General features: G+C 65.7%; 14 protein-coding genes. 3 read left to right on the plus strand and 11 right to left on the minus strand.

All coding sequences use genetic code 11. From position 1 onward, the window contains the following. Positions 1-143 precede the first annotated feature (143 nt). Positions 144-2,456: a DUF3141 domain-containing protein gene (locus E6O51_RS19270; RefSeq protein WP_136386650.1), complete on the plus strand. Its 2,313-nt coding sequence runs from the start codon at positions 144-146 to the stop codon at positions 2,454-2,456. A 140-nt stretch (positions 2,457-2,596) separates the two neighbouring features. Here E6O51_RS19270 and lpdA read toward each other — a convergent pair whose 3' ends face one another. The 10 genes from lpdA to E6O51_RS19320 all read right to left on the minus strand — a co-directional run bounded on the left by lpdA (position 2,597) and on the right by E6O51_RS19320 (position 14,066). Further along, the gene (gene lpdA / locus E6O51_RS19275) at positions 2,597-4,021 is read right to left on the minus strand and encodes a dihydrolipoyl dehydrogenase (protein WP_136386651.1); all 1,425 of its coding nucleotides are present in this window, start codon (positions 4,019-4,021) and stop codon (positions 2,597-2,599) included. Between the two features lie 82 nt (positions 4,022-4,103). Beyond that, entirely contained in the window at positions 4,104-5,306 is a 1,203-nt protein-coding gene (gene odhB / locus E6O51_RS19280) for a 2-oxoglutarate dehydrogenase complex dihydrolipoyllysine-residue succinyltransferase (protein WP_136386652.1), read from the minus strand. A gap of 24 nt (positions 5,307-5,330) precedes the next feature. Next, positions 5,331-8,186, minus strand: coding sequence for a 2-oxoglutarate dehydrogenase E1 component (locus E6O51_RS19285; protein WP_136386653.1), 2,856 nt, complete (start codon positions 8,184-8,186; stop codon positions 5,331-5,333). 164 nt (positions 8,187-8,350) lie between these two features. Continuing rightward, positions 8,351-9,646 carry a citrate synthase gene (gene gltA, locus E6O51_RS19290; protein ID WP_136386654.1) on the minus strand — a complete coding sequence of 432 codons (1,296 nt, stop codon included), beginning with the start codon at positions 9,644-9,646 and terminating at the stop codon, positions 8,351-8,353. A gap of 95 nt (positions 9,647-9,741) precedes the next feature. Next, the gene (locus E6O51_RS19295; protein WP_136386655.1) at positions 9,742-9,978 is read right to left on the minus strand and encodes an FAD assembly factor SdhE; all 237 of its coding nucleotides are present in this window, start codon (positions 9,976-9,978) and stop codon (positions 9,742-9,744) included. Beyond that, entirely contained in the window at positions 9,975-10,685 is a 711-nt protein-coding gene (locus E6O51_RS19300) for a succinate dehydrogenase iron-sulfur subunit (RefSeq protein WP_136386656.1), read from the minus strand. Before E6O51_RS19300 ends, E6O51_RS19295 begins: the two co-directional genes overlap by 4 nt. A gap of 19 nt (positions 10,686-10,704) precedes the next feature. Next, positions 10,705-12,498 carry a succinate dehydrogenase flavoprotein subunit gene (sdhA, locus tag E6O51_RS19305; RefSeq protein ID WP_136386657.1) on the minus strand — a complete coding sequence of 598 codons (1,794 nt, stop codon included), beginning with the start codon at positions 12,496-12,498 and terminating at the stop codon, positions 10,705-10,707. A 2-nt stretch (positions 12,499-12,500) separates the two neighbouring features. After that, entirely contained in the window at positions 12,501-12,848 is a 348-nt protein-coding gene (gene sdhD, locus E6O51_RS19310) for a succinate dehydrogenase, hydrophobic membrane anchor protein (protein WP_136386658.1), read from the minus strand. Further along, a complete protein-coding gene (sdhC, locus tag E6O51_RS19315) occupies positions 12,842-13,228 on the minus strand; it encodes a succinate dehydrogenase, cytochrome b556 subunit (protein WP_136386659.1) in 387 nt (128 codons plus the stop codon). The genes sdhD and sdhC overlap by 7 nt, the downstream gene beginning before the upstream one ends. A gap of 109 nt (positions 13,229-13,337) precedes the next feature. Then, on the minus strand, positions 13,338-14,066 hold the full coding sequence (locus E6O51_RS19320; protein ID WP_136386660.1) for a GntR family transcriptional regulator: 729 nt from the start codon (positions 14,064-14,066) through the stop codon (positions 13,338-13,340). A 215-nt stretch (positions 14,067-14,281) separates the two neighbouring features. On the opposite strand from E6O51_RS19320, the gene E6O51_RS19325 reads away from it, so the two are divergent. Beyond that, positions 14,282-15,274 (plus strand): malate dehydrogenase, encoded by a 993-nt coding sequence (locus E6O51_RS19325; RefSeq protein WP_136386661.1) that lies wholly within the window; start codon positions 14,282-14,284, stop codon positions 15,272-15,274. A 101-nt stretch (positions 15,275-15,375) separates the two neighbouring features. Beyond that, positions 15,376-16,371 carry an HpcH/HpaI aldolase/citrate lyase family protein gene (locus tag E6O51_RS19330; protein ID WP_136386662.1) on the plus strand — a complete coding sequence of 332 codons (996 nt, stop codon included), beginning with the start codon at positions 15,376-15,378 and terminating at the stop codon, positions 16,369-16,371. Here E6O51_RS19330 and E6O51_RS19335 read toward each other — a convergent pair. Then, complete coding sequence (locus E6O51_RS19335; protein ID WP_136386663.1) at positions 16,368-17,405, minus strand: hypothetical protein; 1,038 nt, start codon at positions 17,403-17,405, stop codon at positions 16,368-16,370. The genes E6O51_RS19330 and E6O51_RS19335 overlap by 4 nt on opposite strands. Between the last annotated feature and the right edge of the window lie 9 nt (positions 17,406-17,414).

The following is a 17,414-nucleotide window of genomic DNA, read 5'->3' on the forward strand; positions in this document are numbered from 1 at the left end:
CTATGGGTGACTAGTGCCGCAGGGCTCGGATGGAAGGCAGGATTGTAGTGCAAGTACCGGCCGTTTCCGCCGTGCATCAGTGCTTGCAGCCCATAGCCGCAGACGCTACGCTGCAGTGCAGCATGCACTTACGGAGGTGAGCCGTGCATCCAGTCCTTTCTCCCGCCGCCCCGGCGCTGACCACGCTGTCCACCGTGCTGGCAGGCACGCAGCAGACGCTCCGCGCCCAGTCCAGGGGCTTTTCCGCCGCCGCCGAATACCTTTACGACCGCTGGCAGCGCCAGGTGCTGGTCGCCGACGTGCTGCGCGAGCGCGGCAACCAGTACCTGGAGCACAGCCGCTCCGGCAAGCCGCCGGTGCTGGCCTTCGACTACGAGATCATCATGGACGGGCGCGAACTGCCCGATCCGGCCAACTACGCCCTGGCCCGCATCCATCCGTCGGCGGACTGCCCGGCCACCGACCCCACCCGGCGCCCCTTCGTGGTCATCGATCCGCGCGCCGGGCACGGGCCGGGCATCGGCGGCTTCAAGATCGACAGCGGCATCGGCATCGCCCTGCGCCAGGGCCATCCCTGCTACTTCGTGATGTTCTTCCCCACGCCGGTGCCGGGGCAGACCATCGAGTCGGTGGGCAAGGCGGAATACGCCTTCCTCACGCGCGTAAACGAACTCCATCCCGCTGCGCCCCAGCCCCTGGTGATCGGCAACTGCCAGGGCGGCTGGGCGCTGATGATGCTGGCCGCGGCCGTGCCACAGGCGGTGGGCCCCATCCTGCTGGCCGGCTCGCCGATTTCGTACTGGGCCGGCGTGCGCGGCCGGAATCCGATGCGCTACTCGGGCGGCCTGCTGGGCGGCACCTGGCTGGCTTCGCTGGTGGGCGACCTGGGCAACGGCCGCTTCGACGGCGCCTATCTGGTCAACAACTTCGAACTGCTCAACCCGGCCAATACCTTCTGGAGCAAGTCCTACAACCTCTTCGCCAACGTCGATGACGAACGGGAGCGTTTCCTCGATTTCGAGCGCTGGTGGGGCGGCCATTTCCTGCTCAACAAGGCGGAGATGGAGTGGATCACGCAGAACCTCTTCGTCGGCAACCGCCTGACGGCCGGCGAGATCGTCTCCAGCAGCGGCAAGACCCGCATCGACCTGCGCAACATCCGCTCGCCCATCGTCGTGTTCGCGTCCTGGGGCGACAACATCACCCCGCCCCAGCAGGCGCTGAACTGGATTCCCGACCTCTACGACGACGTGGAGGACATCCGCCTCAACGAGCAGACCATCGTGTACTGCCTGCACGAGAAGATCGGCCACTTGGGCATCTTCGTGTCCGGTGCGGTGGCGCGCAAGGAAACCGGCAAGCTGCTCGGCACGCTGGAACTCATCGACATCCTGCCGCCCGGCCTCTACGAGGCGGTGATCGAGGACACCCACCCGGAGATGCCGGGCCGCGAGTTCGTCCAGGGGCGCTATCTGGTGCGCTTCGAGCCCCGCGACATCCCCGACATCCTGGCGCTGGACGACGGCCGCGAGGACGAGCGCGCCTTCGAGGTGGTGCGGCGCGTCTCCGAGATCAACCAGGGGCTGTACGACACCTTCCTCTCACCCTGGCTGAAGCTGGCGGGGAGCAACGAATTCCTCGCCGAAACCCTGCGCAACCTCAACCCGGCTCGTTTCGAACGGCTGTGGTTCTCCGACGCCAATCCGCTGCTGTGGCCGCTGGGCTCCTTTGCCGGCCTGGTGCGCCACAAGCGCGTGCCGGCCGCCGGGGACAACCCCTTCGTGGCGCTGGAAACCAAGGTCTCGCAGGGCATCGAGCTCGCACTCGACAGCTACCGCGACGTGCGCGACCGGCTGCAGGAGTTTGTCTTCACCACCGTCTACGAGGCGCCGCTGGTGCGCGCCCTGGTGGGTCTGGGCAACAGCGGCGGCATCGCGCGCCGCCGCGAGCAGGCCCATAGCTGGATGGAAGACGAATTCCGCAACCTGCAGCGCAAGGCGCTGGCGACGGATTTCGAGCAGGGCACGGTGCTCGACGGCCTGGTCCGCACCGTGTTCTACACCAAGCCGGACATGCTCGGCTTCGACGAGCGCCCCTTCAACCTGCTGCGCCAGGAACTGCAGGATGCCGGCCTGGCCTCGGCCGGCACCTTCGCCGACCTCAAGCACACCCTCAAGCGCCAGGCCCTGCTCTTCCTGATGGACGAAGAACGCACCCTGGCCGGCCTCGACGAACTGCTGCCGAGCGCCGCGCTGCGCCAGCGGGCGCTGGACATCGCCTATTCTCTGGCCTGCGCCCGCGGCAGCCTGGACGAGAACTTCCGCGGACGCTACGACCGCATCGCGGCCCAGTTCGGCCTGCCGCCGGCACCGGCGAAGCTGGTGAGGAGACCGGAGCTGGATGACATCGTGCCCGATCCGGCGCCCCGCAGCCGAGTGCGTCGCAAGCGCGCATGATGATGCTCAGGGGGACTACGGGTGGGGGCAAAGAACATTCCTCCCCTTTCAAGGGGGAGGTTAGGAGGGGGATGGGTTTCCGCCCAGCGCGGTACTGAACCCATCCCCACCCCAGCCCGGGAGGGAGCAAGACGCCAGGATCAGGCGTGCAGCGGACGCTTGTCGGTGGCCAGCGCGGCCTCGTGCAGCACTTCCGACAGGGTCGGGTGCGCGTGGCAAATGCGCGCCAAGTCTTCCGCCGCGGCGGAGAACTCGATCGCCACCACACCTTCTGCCACCAGGTCGGACGCGCCCGCGCCGATGATATGCACGCCCAGCACGCGGTCGGTGGCGGCGTCGGCGAGGATCTTCACGAAGCCGTCGGTCGCTCCGATGCCCAGTGCGCGGCCATTGAAGGCGAACGGAATCTTGCCCGCCTTGTAGGCCACGCCTTCGGCCTTCAGTTGCTGCTCGGTCTTGCCCACCCAGGCGATTTCCGGGCTGGTGTAGATCACGTAGGGGATGGTGTCGAAGTTGATGTGGCCGGCCTGGCCGGCGATGGTCTCGGCCACCGCCACCGCTTCTTCCATGGCCTTGTGGGCCAGCATGGGGCCGCGCACCACGTCGCCCACCGCCCACACGCCGGGCAGGTTGGTGCGGCAGTGGCCGTCCACTTCGATCATGCCGCGCTCGTTGAGCTTCAGGCCCACGGCTCCGGCGTTCAGCCCATCGGTGTTGGGCACGCGGCCCACGGAGACGATGAGGCGGTCGGCCTCCAGCTTCTGCGCGGCGCCGCTCTTGTCGGTGTAGGCGATGGTCACGCCCTTCTTGGCGGTCTTGACCTCGCCGATCTGGACGCCCAGGTTGATCTTCAGGCCCTGCTTGGTCAGCAGCTTGAGGGCTTCCTTGGCCACGTCCTGGTCGGCGGCGGCGAGAAAATCGGGCAGCGCTTCGAGCACGGTGACTTCGGCACCCAGACGGCGCCACACGGAACCCAGCTCCAGACCGATCACGCCCGCACCGATGACGGCGAGCTTCTTCGGCACGGCGTCGAAATCGAGCGCACCGACGTTGTCGACGATGATCTTGTTATCGACCGGAATGCCCGGCAGATGGCGGGCTTTGGAGCCGGTGGCGACGATGACGTTCTTGGCGACCACGGTCTCCGCGCCGACCTTCACTTCCCAGCCGCCCGCCGCCTGCTTGACGAAGCTGCCGTGGCCGGGGAGGAAAGTCACCTTGTTCTTCTTGAACAGGCCCTTGATGCCGCCGGTGAGCTGGTCGACGATGCCGGACTTGCGCGCCAGCATCTTGCCCACGTCGATCTTGGGCGTGCCGACGCTGATGCCCTGGTCGGCAAAGCCGTGGCCCGCTTCCTCGAACAGGTGCGAGGTGTGCAGCAGGGCCTTGGAGGGGATGCAGCCCACGTTGAGGCAGGTGCCGCCCAGGCGCGGTTCGCCCTTGGGATCGGCATAGGGGTTGGATTCGGCGCAGGCGGTCTTGAAGCCGAGCTGCGCGGCGCGGATGGCGGCAACATAGCCGCCGGGGCCGCCGCCGATGACGAGAACGTCGAATTCCTTGGACATGGTGAACTCCCTTGCGGAAAAACGGGGCGCACGCACGCTGGGAGCCGAGGCTCCCGGCGGAATGCGCCCCGAACAGCGTGCGTTAGACGTCGAGGATCAGACGGGCCGGATCTTCCAGCGCTTCCTTCATGGTCACCAGGCCGAGCACCGCTTCGCGGCCGTCGATGATGCGGTGGTCGTAGGACATGGCCAGGTAGTTGATCGGACGGATCACGATCTGGCCGTTCTCGACCACCGGACGGTCCTTGGTGGCGTGGATGCCGAGGATGGCCGACTGCGGCGGGTTGATGATCGGGGTGGACAGCATGGAGCCGAACACGCCGCCGTTGGAGATGGAGAAGGTGCCGCCGGACAGTTCTTCCAGCGACAGCTTGCCGTCCTTGGCCTTCTGGCCGAATTCGGCGATCTTCTTCTCGATGTCGGCGATCGACATCTGGTCGGCGTCGCGCAGGATGGGCACCACCAGGCCGCGCGGCGAACCGACCGCGATGCCGATGTCGATGTAGCCGTGATAGACGATGTCGGTGCCGTCCACCGAGGCGTTCAGGATCGGGTACTTCTTCAGCGCGGCCACGGCGGCCTTGACGAAGAAGCCCATGAAGCCCAGACGCACGCCGTGGGCCTTCTCGAACTTCTCGCCGTACTGCTTGCGCAGCGCCATCACCGGCGCCATGTTCACCTCGTTGAAGGTGGTGAGGATGGCGTTTTCGTTCTTGGACTGGATCAGGCGTTCGGCGATGCGGGCGCGCAGGCGGGTCATCGGCACGCGCTCTTCCGGACGCTCGCCGGCGATCACCACCGCCGGAGCGGCGGCGGCAGCCGGCCTGGCGCCGGCGGCCACCGCGTCTTCCTTGGTCACGCGGCCACCGCGGCCGGTGCCGGCCACGTCGGCGGCGGACACGCCCTTCTCTTCCAGGATCTTGCGCGCGGCCGGGCTGGCGGCACCGGCGGCGGCCGCGGACGCGGCGGGAGCCGGCGCGGAAGCCGGCGGCGGGGTCACCGCCTGCACCGGCGCGGCCGGCTTGGCGGCGCCGGCGGCAGCCTTGGCTTCGGTGTCGATCTGGGCGATCAGTTCGCCCGAGGCGACGGTTTCGCCGTCCGCCTTGATGATCTTGACCAGCACGCCGTCGGCCGGCGCGGGGGTTTCGAGCACGACCTTGTCGGTCTCGATGTCGATCAGGTTCTCGTCACGAGAAACGGCCTCGCCCTCCTTCTTGTGCCACGACACCAGCGTGGCTTCGGAAACGGACTCGGACAACTGCGGTACCTTGACTTCGATCAGCATGAAATTCTCTCCCGGTGTGCTTCTTTATTGATTGGGGGCCTGCGGGGTGGCGTCCTTGATCGGGCCGAAGGCGTTTTCGATGACCGCCTTCTGCTGCGCGTTGTGCTTGGCGTAGTAGCCCACGGCGGGCGACGCGGCGGCCGGACGGCTGACCAGCAGCAGCTTGCGCTTGGCACCGAGCACATTGACCAGGTGCTGGCGCGAAGCGAGCCAGTACCACGCCCCCTGGTTGCGCGGCTCTTCCTGGGCCCACACCACTTCCTTGGCGTTGGGGAATTCGTTGATCGCCTTGGCGAACTCCTCGACCGGGAAGGGATAGAGCTGCTCGATGCGCACCAGCGCGGTGTCCTTGATGCCCTGCTCGCGGCGATGGGCCAGCAGCTCGTAGTAGAGCTTGCCCTGGCACAGCACCACGCGCTTGACCTTCTTCGGGTCCAGCTTCTCGGTTTCGCCGATCACGGTGCGGAACCCGCCGTGCGCCAGTTCATCGATCGAGGAGATCGCCTCCTTGTGGCGCAGCAGCGACTTGGGCGTGATGATGACCAGCGGCTTCCTGATCTTGCGGATCAACTGGCGGCGCAGCAGGTGGAAGATCTGGCTGGGCGTGGTCGGCACGCAGACCTGCCAGTTGTTCTCCGCCGCGTTGTTCATGAAGCGCTCCAGGCGCGCGGAGGAGTGCTCCGGCCCCTGCCCTTCATAGCCGTGCGGCAGCATGATGGTCAGGCCGGTCAGCCGCCCCCACTTGGCCTCGCCCGAGGAGATGAACTGGTCGAGCACGACCTGGGCGCCGTTCACGAAGTCGCCGAACTGCGCTTCCCACACCACCAGTTCGTTCGGTTCGGTGGTCGCGTAGCCGTATTCGAAGCCCAGCACGCCCTCTTCGGAGAGCACGGAATCGAAGCACTGGAAGCGCGCCTGGCCGTCCTGGATGTGGTCCAGCGGCTTGTAGATGCCTTCGTCCCAGCGCTCGCGCTTCTGGTCGTGCAGCACGGCGTGGCGGTGGAAGAAGGTGCCGCGGCCCACGTCCTCGCCGGAGAGGCGCACGCCGTAGCCCTGGGCCAGCAGCGAAGCGTAGGCGAGGTTCTCGCCCATGCCCCAGTCGAGGGGTAGTTCGCCCTTGCCCATGGCCGAGCGGTCGTCGATGATCTTCTTGACCCGCGAATGCAGCGCGAAGCCTTCCGGAACGTCGGTCAGGCGCCCGGCCAGGCGCTTGATCTCCTGCACCGGAATCGCGGTGTCCGCGTCGTCGGTGTAGGGCTGGTTCAGGAAGGGCGTCCAGTCCACCGCGAACTGGCGGTTGTGGCCGGACAGCACCGGGTTGTACAGCAGTTCGCCCTTGTCCAGATGCTCGCGGTACTCGGCGATCATCTTCTCGGGTTCGTCGGCGGCGAGCGTGCCTTCGGTGACCAGGCGGTCGGCGTACAGCTTGCGGGTGCCGGGGTGCTTCTGGATGGTGCGGTACATCAGCGGCTGGGTCACCATCGGCTCGTCCTGCTCGTTGTGGCCGAGCTTGCGGAAGCAGATGATGTCCACCACCACGTCCTTCTTGAATTCCTGGCGGAATTCCACCGCCAGCGCGGTGACGAAGGCCACGGCTTCGGGATCGTCGCCGTTCACGTGGAAGATCGGCGCCTCGACCATCTTGAAGATGTCGGTGCAGTACAGGGACGAGCGGTAGTCGCGCGGGTCCGAGGTGGTGAAGCCGATCTGGTTGTTGATGACGATGTGCACCGTGCCGCCCGTGCCGTAGCCGCGGGTCTGGGAGAAGTTGAGCATCTCCTGGTTCACGCCCTGGCCGGCCACGGCCGCGTCGCCGTGGATCAGCACCGGCAGCACCTGGCCCTTGGCGGTGTCGCTGCGGCGCACCTGGCGGGCATACACCGAGCCTTCGACCACCGGGTTGATGATTTCCAGGTGGGAGGGGTTGAAGGCCAGGGTCAGGTGCATGGGGCCGCCCGGGGTCATGACGTCGCTGGAGAAGCCCATGTGGTACTTGACGTCACCGGCCGACAGGTCGGCCGCGGCCTTGCCCTCGAACTCGGAGAACAGCATCTTGGGCGACTTGCCCAGGGTATTGACCAGCACGTTGAGGCGGCCGCGGTGGGCCATGCCGATCACCGTCTCGGCCACGCCCAGGCTGCCGCCGACGCGGATGATCTCGTCCATCGCCACGATGGCCGATTCGCCGCCTTCGAGCGAGAAACGCTTCTGGCCGACGTACTTGGTGTGGAGATAACGCTCCAGCGTCTCGGCCGCGGTGGTGCGTTCGAGGATGCGCTTCTTCAGTTCGGTGGAGAACTTCGGCGTGCCGCGCACGCTTTCCAGCCGGCTCTGGATCCAGCGCTTCTGCTGGATGTCGGAGATGTACATGTACTCCGAGCCGATCGAGCCGCAATAGGTCTGGCGCAGCGCCTCGAGGATCTCGCGCAGAGTGGCGTGTTCGGTGGAGAAGCCGTGGAAGGAGCCGACGTTGAACTGCTTGTTGAGGTCGGCTTCGGTGAAGCCGTAGTAGGACGGCTCCAGTTCGGCGATCTGCGGGCGCTCGGTACGCTTGAGGGGGTCCAGGTTGGCCCAGCGGTTGCCGAGGAAACGGTAGGCGTTGATCAGTTGCAGCGTGCTGACCTGGCGCTTGTCGTCACCGCCTTCGGCGACCACGGTGCGCACCGGACCGCGCTTGGCCATCTGTTCGAAGGCCGCGATGACCGGGCCGTGCGCCACGTCGCGCACCGCCGCACCGGCCTGGGCCTGCAACTGGTCGAAGTAGACGCGCCAGTTTTCCGGCACGGAGGCCGGGTCGGCCAGGTAATTCTCGTACAGCTCTTCGATGAACGGCGCGTTGGCACCGAACAGATGCGAAGTGGAAAAATGTTGCTTCATCATGATGAAAGCCACCCGTTGTGTTTTGTTTCCCTGCCTGAGGTTTCCTGGGCGGACCCTGGCATCCCGACCGATGTGAAAACGGGATGGCCGTGCGCGCACGGCCATCCCGCAGTACGACGGTTAGCGCCGGGAGTATCCCCCTTCCCTCTCCATCGTCTCGTCTCTTACGTACGCTGCGCGAGAGCCGGAACGTCGCGCCGCGCCGCGCCGATGTAGAGCTGGCGCGGCCGGCCGATCTTGTATTCCGGATCGGTGATCATTTCTTCCCACTGGGTGATCCAGCCCACCGTGCGCGCCAGCGCGAAGATGCAGGTGAACATGGAGGTCGGGATGCCCAGGGCCTTCTGCACGATGCCGGAGTAGAAGTCCACGTTGGGGTAGAGCTTCTTTTCGACGAAGTACTCGTCTTCCAGCGCGATCTTCTCGAGTTCCTTGGCGAGCTTGAACAGGCGGTCGTTCTCCAGGCCCAGTTCGCCCAGCACGTCGGCGCAGACCTTGCCCATCAGCTTGGCGCGCGGGTCGAAGTTCTTGTACACGCGGTGGCCGAAACCCATCAGCTTGAAGCTGTCGTTCTTGTCCTTGGCGCGCTTGATGTATTCGCCGACGCGGGACACGTCGCCGATTTCTTCCAGCATGTTCAGACACGCTTCGTTCGCGCCGCCGTGCGCCGGGCCCCACAGGCAGGCGATGCCGGCCGAGATGCAGGCGAAGGGGTTGGCGCCGGAGGAGCCGGCCAGGCGCACCGTGGAGGTGGAGGCGTTCTGCTCGTGGTCGGCGTGCAGGGTGAAGATCACGTCGAGCGCGTGCACCAGCACCGGGTTCGGCTTGTATTCCTCGCACGGGGTGCCGAACATCATGTGCATGAAGTTGGCGGTGTAGTCCAGATCGTTGCGGGGATACATGAACGGCTGGCCACTGTTGTACTTGTAGGCCATCGCGACGATGGTGGGCAGCTTGGCGATCAGGCGGTTGATCGAGATGTTGCGGTGCTCGGTGTCGGAGAAGTCCATCGCCTCGTGGTAGAAGGCGGACAACGCACCGACCACGCCCACCATGATGGCCATCGGGTGGGCATCGCGGCGGAAGCCGTTGTAGAAGCGGGTGAGCTGGTCGTGCACCATGGTGTGGTTCTTGATGGTGTTCTCGAAATCCACCTTCTGCGTGGCATTCGGCAGTTCGCCATTCTTCAGCAGGTAGGCCACTTCCAGGAAGTTGCACTTTTCGGCCAGTTGCTCGATCGGGTAGCCGCGGTACAGCAGCTCGCCCTTGTCGCCGTCGATGAAGGTGATCTTCGACTTGCAGCTCGCGGTCGACAGGAAGCCGGAATCGTAGGTGAACAGGCCGGTCTTGCCGCCCAGGGTGCGGATGTCGATGACGTCCTGGCCGTGGGTGCCGGTCATGACCGGGAAATCGACGGTCTTGCCGTCCACACTGAGGGTTGCGGTGCGTTCAGTACTCATAAGTATCGTCTCTCTCTTTCTTGCCCGTTTAACTTTGAGTGCTTGCGGCACAAGCGCCCGCAAGCCCGACTCCCTGTCGATGACCGCCTGCCGCGTCAGCGTTCGCGCAGCAGGTCGATCACTTGCTTCCAGCGCTCCGTCTCACATGCCTTGCTGCCGTTGACCATGGCCCACAGGTCGTAGTCGTCGCAGCGCAGCAGGTCTTCCAGATCCGCCAGTTGATCGTCGGTGAGACGATCGAAATGCCGCTCCAGGAAGCGCGTGAACACCAGGTCGAGCTCCAGCAGAGCCCGCCTGCACTGCCAGCGCACGCGCCCCCGGTTGAGGGTCATACCGCCCGCCGCACCATGGCGTCCTTGATCTTGCCGATGGCGCGGGTCGGGTTGAGACCCTTCGGACAGACGTCGACGCAGTTCATGATGGTGTGGCAGCGGAACAGGCGGTACGGGTCCTCGAGGTTGTCGAGGCGCTCGTTGGTCGCCTGGTCGCGCGTGTCGGCGATGAAGCGGTAGGCCGCCAGCAGACCCGCCGGACCGACGAACTTGTCCGGGTTCCACCAGAACGACGGGCAGGAGGTCGAGCAGCAGGCGCACAGGATGCACTCGTAGAGGCCGTTGAGCTCCTCGCGGTCGTCCGGGGTCTGCAGGCGCTCGCGCTCCGGCGGCGGGTCGTTATTGACCAGGTAGGGCTTGATCGAGTGGTACTGCTTGAAGAACTGGGTCATGTCCACGATCAGGTCGCGGATGACCGGCAGCCCCGGCAGCGGACGCAGCACGATGGGCTGCGGCAGGCTGTCCACGTCGGTCAGGCAGGCCAGGCCGTTCTTGCCGTTGATGTTCATGGCGTCCGAACCGCACACGCCTTCGCGGCAGGAACGGCGGAAGGACAGGGTGTCGTCCTTGGCCTTGAGCCGCACCAGGGCGTCGAGCAGCTTCTTGTCGGACTGTTCCAGTTCGACGGAGATGTCCTGCAGGTAAGGCTTTTCGTCCTTGTCCGGATCGTAGCGGTAGATCTTGAATTGAACGGTACGCTTGGTCATTTGATCTGTTCTCCCGCGCTCAGTAGGTGCGCTTGGCGAGCGCGATGGGTTCCACGTCGTCGGACAGGGGCTTCAGGTTCACCGGCTTGTAGTCGAGGCGATTGCCGTCGCGGTACCACAGGGTGTGCTTGAGCCAGTTCTGGTCGTCGCGGCCATTAGGATGCTCGGCGGTGTCCGGCGCGTCGTCGCGCACGTGGGCGCCGCGGGATTCCTTGCGGGCCTCGGCCGACACCATGGTCGCCTTGGCAACTTCGATCAGGTTGTCGAGTTCGAGCGCTTCGGTGCGCGCGGTGTTCCACACCTTGGACTTGTCGGCGATCTCGGTATGCAGCGACTGTTCGGCCACTTCCAGGATGCGGGTGACGCCTTCGGACAGCAGGTCCTTGAAGCGGAACACGCCGGCGTGCTTCTGCATGGTGCGCTGCATGGTCAGGCGAACTTCATGCACGTCGGTGCCGCTCTTCTGGCTTTCCAGGCGGGCGATGCGGGCCAGCGAAGCGTCGGCGGCGTCGTCCGGCAGCGGCTTCAGCGTCAGATTGCCGGACTTGAAGTCCTCGACCACGCTTTCGCCCGCGGACTTGCCGAACACCAGCAGGTCCAGCAGCGAGTTGGTGCCCAGGCGGTTGGCACCGTGCACCGAGGCGCAGGCACACTCGCCGGCGGCGTAGAAACCGACCACCGGGGTGTTCGGATTGCCGTCCTTCGGTGCGATGACCTGGCCCTTATAGTTGGTCGGGATGCCGCCCATCTGGTAGTGGGCGGTCGGCACCACCGGGATCGGCGCCTTGATCGGGTCCACACCGGCGAACTGGATGGAGATCTCACGAATGCCGGGCAGGCGCTTCATGATGGTCTCGGGCGACAGGTGGGTGATGTCGAGCAGCACGTGGTCCTTGTCGGCACCGCAGCCACGGCCTTCGTTGATTTCCGTGACCATGGAGCGGGACACGACGTCGCGGGAGGCGAGGTCCTTCAGGTTGGGCGCGTAGCGCTCCATGAAGCGCTCGCCGCTGCTGTTGCGCAGGATGCCGCCTTCGCCGCGCACGCCTTCGGTGATCAGCACGCCCGCGCCGGCCACGCCGGTGGGGTGGAACTGCCAGAACTCCATGTCTTCCAGCGGGATGCCGGCGCGCGCCGCCATGCCCAGGCCGTCGCCGGTGTTGATGAAGGCGTTGGTGGAGCTGTAGAAGATGCGGCCCGCGCCGCCGGTGGCGAAGATGGTCGCCTTGGCGTGGAAGATGGAGACCTCGCCGGTTTCCATCTCGATCGCGGTCACGCCGAGCACGTCGCCGGCGCTGTTGCGGATCAGGTCCAGCGCGTTCCATTCGACGAAGAACTGGGTGTTGGCGCGCACGTTGCGCTGGTAGAGCGCGTGCAGCATGGCGTGGCCGGTACGGTCGGCAGCGGCACAGGAACGCATCACCGGCGCCTGGCCGTAGTTCATGGAGTGGCCGCCGAACGGGCGCTGGTAGATCTTGCCGTTGTCGGTACGGTCGAAGGGCATGCCGTAGTGTTCGAGTTCGACCACCACTTCGTTGGCCTTCTTCACCATGAACTCGATGGAATCCTGGTCGCCCAGCCAGTCCGACCCCTTCACGGTGTCGTACATGTGCCAGTGCCAGTTGTCCTCGGTGGTGTTGCCCAGGGAGGCCGCCACCCCGCCCTGCGCCGCCACGGTGTGGGAGCGGGTGGGGAAGACCTTGGTCAGCACGGCGGTCTTGAGGCCGGCTTCGGAAAGTTGCAGCGCGGCGCGCAGGCCGGCGCCACCGGCGCCGACGATGACCGCATCAAAGGTACGCTTCGCGACGTTCACGCTTACAGCCTCCACAGAATCTGGGCAGCCCAGCCGGCGTAGCCGATGAGCAGGAAAAGGGTGACGAGGTGCAGGGCGAGGCGCAGGCCATCCGGTTTGACGTAGTCCATCCAGATGTCGCGCACGCCGATCCAGGCGTGATAGAACACAGACAGGAAGAAGAGGAAGGAGAGGAACTTGAACGGACCGTTCGCGAAAAGACCCGACCAGGCTTCATGGGACAGCTCCGGCAGGGTCAGCGCACAGATCGCGAACACGACCGTGTAGAGCGCCATGTAAACGGCGGTCGCGCGCTGCGCGATCCAGTCCTTCAGCCCGTAGTGGGCGCCGACGATTTTGCGATTCACCACAGTGCCACCCCGATAATCACGGTGAGCACGATGCTCACGATCAGAACGATGCGCGACGTGCTGCGCGCGGCCTGCAGCTCCAGGCCCTTGTGGAGGTCCAGCGCGAGGAAGCGGATGCCGGCACAGAAGTGGTGCAGGAAGGCCCACAGCAGACCGATGAGGATCAGCTTGGCGAGCGGATGGCCGACGATGGCCTCGAAGGTGGCAAAGCCTTCCTGCGAAAGGCTGCGATCCAGCAGGTACAGCAGGAAAGGCAGCAGCAGGAATAGCCCCGCTCCACTGACCCGGTGAAGAATCGACACGATCCCCGGCAGTGGCAGCCGGATCTCGTGAACGGCCAGATGCTTCGGCCTCGGTTTGCGCACAGTCACTTCTGACATGAAGTTTCCCCTCTACATGTGCGGCGGAAATTCCCGCCGCGACTCCCAAAAAGGACCGGATTATATCTCGGCCGATCCGTCGAGACCGCCCGCCGGCAAGGCTTTCGACTCAGTTCAGCTCGTTCAGGTAGAAATGCTCCGCGGTCAAGTACAGCCCGCGGCGCCATTCCACCGGTTTGTCTCCATAGGTATAGGTGACGCGCTCCACGGACAGCAGCGGCGTCCCCTCGGCCACCTTCAGTGCCTCGGCGGTGGAGCGGTCTGCGCCCACCGCGCGGATACGTTCCTGCGCGCGGATCATGCGCAGGCCGAAACGGGTTTCGAACAGGCTGTAGAGCGAACCGTTCCAGTCCTGGAGCGTCTCCATCGACAAGCCCTGGAAGATTTCGCCCGGCAGATAGATCTCGTCGATCACCACCGGCTTCATGGCAAAACGCAGCAGTCGGCGGAGGATGATGATCGGCGCACCCAGCTCGATGCCGAGCATGCGCGAGGCTTCCTGCCCCGCCTTGGCTTTCCAGCAATCGAGCGGGATGCTCTGGGGGTGGGAGATGTCGCCATCCATCGGCACCAGGCGCAGAAAGCGGAAGAAGGAGCGCGGATCGTTGTGCGAGGCGACGAAGGTGCCCTTGCCCTGCTTGCGGATCAGGAGATTCTCGGCGGCCATCTCGTCGATGGCCTTGCGCACGGTACCCTGGGATACACTGAAGCGTGCCGCGAGTTCCTGCTCGCTGGGAATCGCCTGGCCGGGGCGCCATTCCCCCGCTTCAAGCGCCTGAAGGATCAGGGTCTTGATCTGACGATAGAGCGGGCTGAAGGTGGGCGATTCCTGGGTCATCCGCGTATTTCAGCACAAAAATTTTTAGTCGTCTATGGTTACTCTAATGTCTTATATAAGACAAAAGACATGAATTGACAGCATTCCGACTTGCTTCTACCATCCTCCCGCCCCGAGTTCTGAGCGTCGCCCCGCCGGATTTCCGTCCCCAGGCACGCAGCACAGGGCGCACGACCGAACCCATCCAGACCGTCTTGAATTGAGGGAGTCATCACATGAGCAAAGCCCCCGTCCGCGTTGCCGTGACCGGCGCAGCCGGCCAGATCGGCTACAGCCTGCTGTTCCGCATCGCCGCTGGTGAACTGCTGGGCAAGGACCAGCCCGTCATCCTGCAACTGCTCGACCTGCCCCAGGCCCAGAAGGCGGTCAAGGGCGTCATCATGGAACTGGAAGACTGCGCCTTCCCGCTGCTGGCCGGCGTGGTCGCCACCGACGACCCCAACGTCGCCTTCAAAGACGCCAACATCGCCCTGCTGGTCGGCGCACGTCCGCGCGGCCCCGGCATGGAACGCAAGGACCTGCTGACCGAAAACGCCAAGATCTTCACCGTCCAGGGCGCGGCCATCGGCCAGTACGCCGATCCGGACATCAAGGTGCTGGTGGTGGGCAACCCCTGCAACACCAACGCCTACATCGCCAAGGAAGTGGCGGTGAAGTACGGCCGCGTCAAGGCCAAGAACTTCACCGGCATGCTGCGCCTGGACCACAACCGTGCCCTGTCGCAACTGGCCGCCAAGACCGGCCGCGACGTCGCCAGCCTGAAAAGCCTGGTGGTGTGGGGCAACCACTCCCCCACCATGTACGCCGACTACCGCTACGTCACCTCCAACGGCGACAAGGTCAAGGCGCTGATCAACGACGAAGCCTGGAACAAGGACGTGTTCCTGCCCACCGTCGGCAAGCGCGGCGCCGCCATCATCGAAGCGCGCGGCCTGTCGTCTGCCGCTTCCGCCGCCAACGCCGCCATCGACCACGTGCGCGACTGGGTGCTCGGCTCCAAGGGCGAATGGGTCACCATGGGCATCCCGTCGGACGGTTCCTACGGCATCCCAGAAGGCATCATCTTCGGCTTCCCGGTCACCACCGAGAACGGCGAATACAAGATCGTCCAGGGCCTGGAAATCGATGCCTTCTCGCAGGAACGCATCAACATCACCCTGGCCGAACTGCAGGAAGAGCGCGAAGGCGTCAAGGATCTGCTGGCCTGATCCTCCCGCCCCCGCAATGAAAGGCGCACGGCTGCGGCCGTGCGCCTTTTTCGTTCACGGTGCTATCCTTCGCCGCCACCGACCACGCTCGAAGGCAAACGATGTCCCACGCCCCCCACCCTCGCGACGTGCTGTTCGCAGGTGAAAAGCCCTTCCCCGCCCTGCCCGCCGTTGACCACTACGCCGGCTCGGAAAAGTTGATGCTGAAAGCGCTCGCGCTGCAGAACGAACTCGGCCCGGTGTTCGACATCACCTGTGACTGCGAGGACGGCGCCCGTGCCGGTGCGGAAGCGGAACACGCGCGCATGGTGGCCGGCGTGGTCGATTCGGCGGAGAACCGCCACGGTCGCGTCGGCGCCCGCATCCACGACATCACTCATCCCCACTGGCAGGCCGATCTGGACATCCTGGTGCGCGGCGCAGGCAAGCGGCTGGCCTTCATCACCCTGCCCAAGGTCCGCTCGGCGGCCGATACGGCCGCGCAGATCGCCGCATTGCGCCGTGCCGAACAGGCGGCCGGCCTGGCCAGGCCGCTGCCGGTCCATGTGCTGATCGAAACCCACGGGGCACTGCGCGAAGTGTGGGCGATTGCCGCGCTTGACGGCGTGGAGTCGCTGGACTTCGGCCTGATGGATTTCGTCTCGGGCCACCACGGCGCGATTCCCGGCTCCGCGATGAAGAGTCCCGGCCAGTTCGAGCACCCGCTGATCGTCCGCGCCAAAACCGAGATCGCCGCCGCCGCGCTTGCCAACGGCGTGGTGCCCTCGCACAACGTCACCACCGAACTGAAGGACGTGGACACCATCCGCCGCGACGCCGAACGCGCCCGCCGCGAGTTCGGCTACCTGCGCATGTGGAGCATCCACCCGAACCAGATCCGCCCCATCGTCGAGGCGATGCAGCCGGACTTCTCCGAAGTGGAGGAAGCGGCAGCCATCCTCGCCGCAGCCCAGGACGCCCACTGGGGCCCGATCCAGCACGGCGGCAGGCTGCACGACCGTGCCTCCTACCGCTATTACTGGGAACTCCTCGAGCGCGCGCGCCAGACCGGCATGGCCTTGCCGGCCGACGCGTCGCGGCGCTTCTTCGCCGGCTAGGCGCTGCCGGACCGCTTGGCAGGCGGTTTGGCGGGCGGTTTCGCGCCGGCCGGCGCCGTGGTCTTGACGGGAGCAGCGGCCTTGGCCGGTGCCGCGGGCTTGGCAGAAGCCGCAGGCTTGGCCGGTTTCACGGGCTTGGCCGCTGCGGCAGCCTTGCTGGCGGATGCGGCAGCCTGCACCTGTGCCGCAATCTCGATGGGGGCCTTGACGGGCGCTTTCGCCTTGGCCGGCGCCTTGGGCTTGGCGGATGCGGCGGGCTTTGCCGGTACGGCGGGTTTGGCCGGCGTCCTGGACTTGGCCGGCGTCGCAGGCTTGGCGGCGGCCACAGACTTGGCGGGTGTCGCAGGCTTGAGGGGTGCCGCGGGCTTGACCGCAGGCGCAGGCTTGGCGGGTTTGGCAGGGGCTGCGACCTTGGCCGCCGTCGTTGCGGCACTGCTCGCAGCCGGCTTTACCGCCGGCTTGGCCGGTTTCGCTACAGGCTTGGCCGGCTTCTGCGAAGCCGCAGCCCGCTTCGGTGCAGGCGACTTTTGCGGCGCAGCCTTTACGGGTGCCGCAGCGGGTGCCGGCTTGGGCTGGCGCTCCACCGCCGGTTCGGCGGCGGCCTGCACGGCGGGCAGCCAGGGCAGGAAGAAATCGATGGCCGGCGGCTGGACGTCGCGCCCGGCAGCGAGTGCCGGCAGCCACGGACTGGGCAGATGGGCAAGCGTGTCCAGCCAGAGTTGCCACTGGCTGTCGACGAACTGCTGCCAGGTTTCGAACGGCTGCACCCAGGCGTTCAGCCATGAGCCGGAAAGCTCCGCATACGGTACGAACAACGGCTCCGCAAACCGGCCCTGATGATAGGGGAAATCACTCCATTTCATCCTGCACTCCTCGTCGGAACAGTGGATTCGGGTGCAGCTTACTCCACCCGGATTGCGTTTTGCATCCCGCTTCCGGATATTCGCCGTTAATTTATTCGGCCGCAGGCCGTCATTGTCCTTGTCCCGACCGGTGGCAGGACTCGGCATGCAGTGATAATGTGTGACGCGCATTTCGCCCAG

The organism is Pseudothauera rhizosphaerae (assembly GCF_004801305.1).
Taxonomy (GTDB): domain Bacteria; phylum Pseudomonadota; class Gammaproteobacteria; order Burkholderiales; family Rhodocyclaceae; genus Pseudothauera; species Pseudothauera rhizosphaerae.

What these genes read in the sequence shown, in the direction of transcription:
- lpdA (WP_136386651.1), bottom strand. Translation starts at nt 4,021, where the DNA reads ATGTCCAAGGAATTCGACGTTCTCGTCATCGGCGGCGGCCCCGGCGGC.
- odhB (WP_136386652.1), bottom strand. Translation starts at nt 5,306, where the DNA reads ATGCTGATCGAAGTCAAGGTACCGCAGTTGTCCGAGTCCGTTTCCGAA.
- E6O51_RS19285 (WP_136386653.1), bottom strand. Translation starts at nt 8,186, where the DNA reads ATGATGAAGCAACATTTTTCCACTTCGCATCTGTTCGGTGCCAACGCG.
- gltA (WP_136386654.1), bottom strand. Translation starts at nt 9,646, where the DNA reads ATGAGTACTGAACGCACCGCAACCCTCAGTGTGGACGGCAAGACCGTC.
- E6O51_RS19295 (WP_136386655.1), bottom strand. Translation starts at nt 9,978, where the DNA reads ATGACCCTCAACCGGGGGCGCGTGCGCTGGCAGTGCAGGCGGGCTCTG.
- E6O51_RS19300 (WP_136386656.1), bottom strand. Translation starts at nt 10,685, where the DNA reads ATGACCAAGCGTACCGTTCAATTCAAGATCTACCGCTACGATCCGGAC.
- sdhC (WP_136386659.1), bottom strand. Translation starts at nt 13,228, where the DNA reads ATGTCAGAAGTGACTGTGCGCAAACCGAGGCCGAAGCATCTGGCCGTT.
- E6O51_RS19320 (WP_136386660.1), bottom strand. Translation starts at nt 14,066, where the DNA reads ATGACCCAGGAATCGCCCACCTTCAGCCCGCTCTATCGTCAGATCAAG.
- E6O51_RS19325 (WP_136386661.1), top strand. Translation starts at nt 14,282, where the DNA reads ATGAGCAAAGCCCCCGTCCGCGTTGCCGTGACCGGCGCAGCCGGCCAG.
- E6O51_RS19330 (WP_136386662.1), top strand. Translation starts at nt 15,376, where the DNA reads ATGTCCCACGCCCCCCACCCTCGCGACGTGCTGTTCGCAGGTGAAAAG.
- E6O51_RS19335 (WP_136386663.1), bottom strand. Translation starts at nt 17,405, where the DNA reads ATGCGCGTCACACATTATCACTGCATGCCGAGTCCTGCCACCGGTCGG.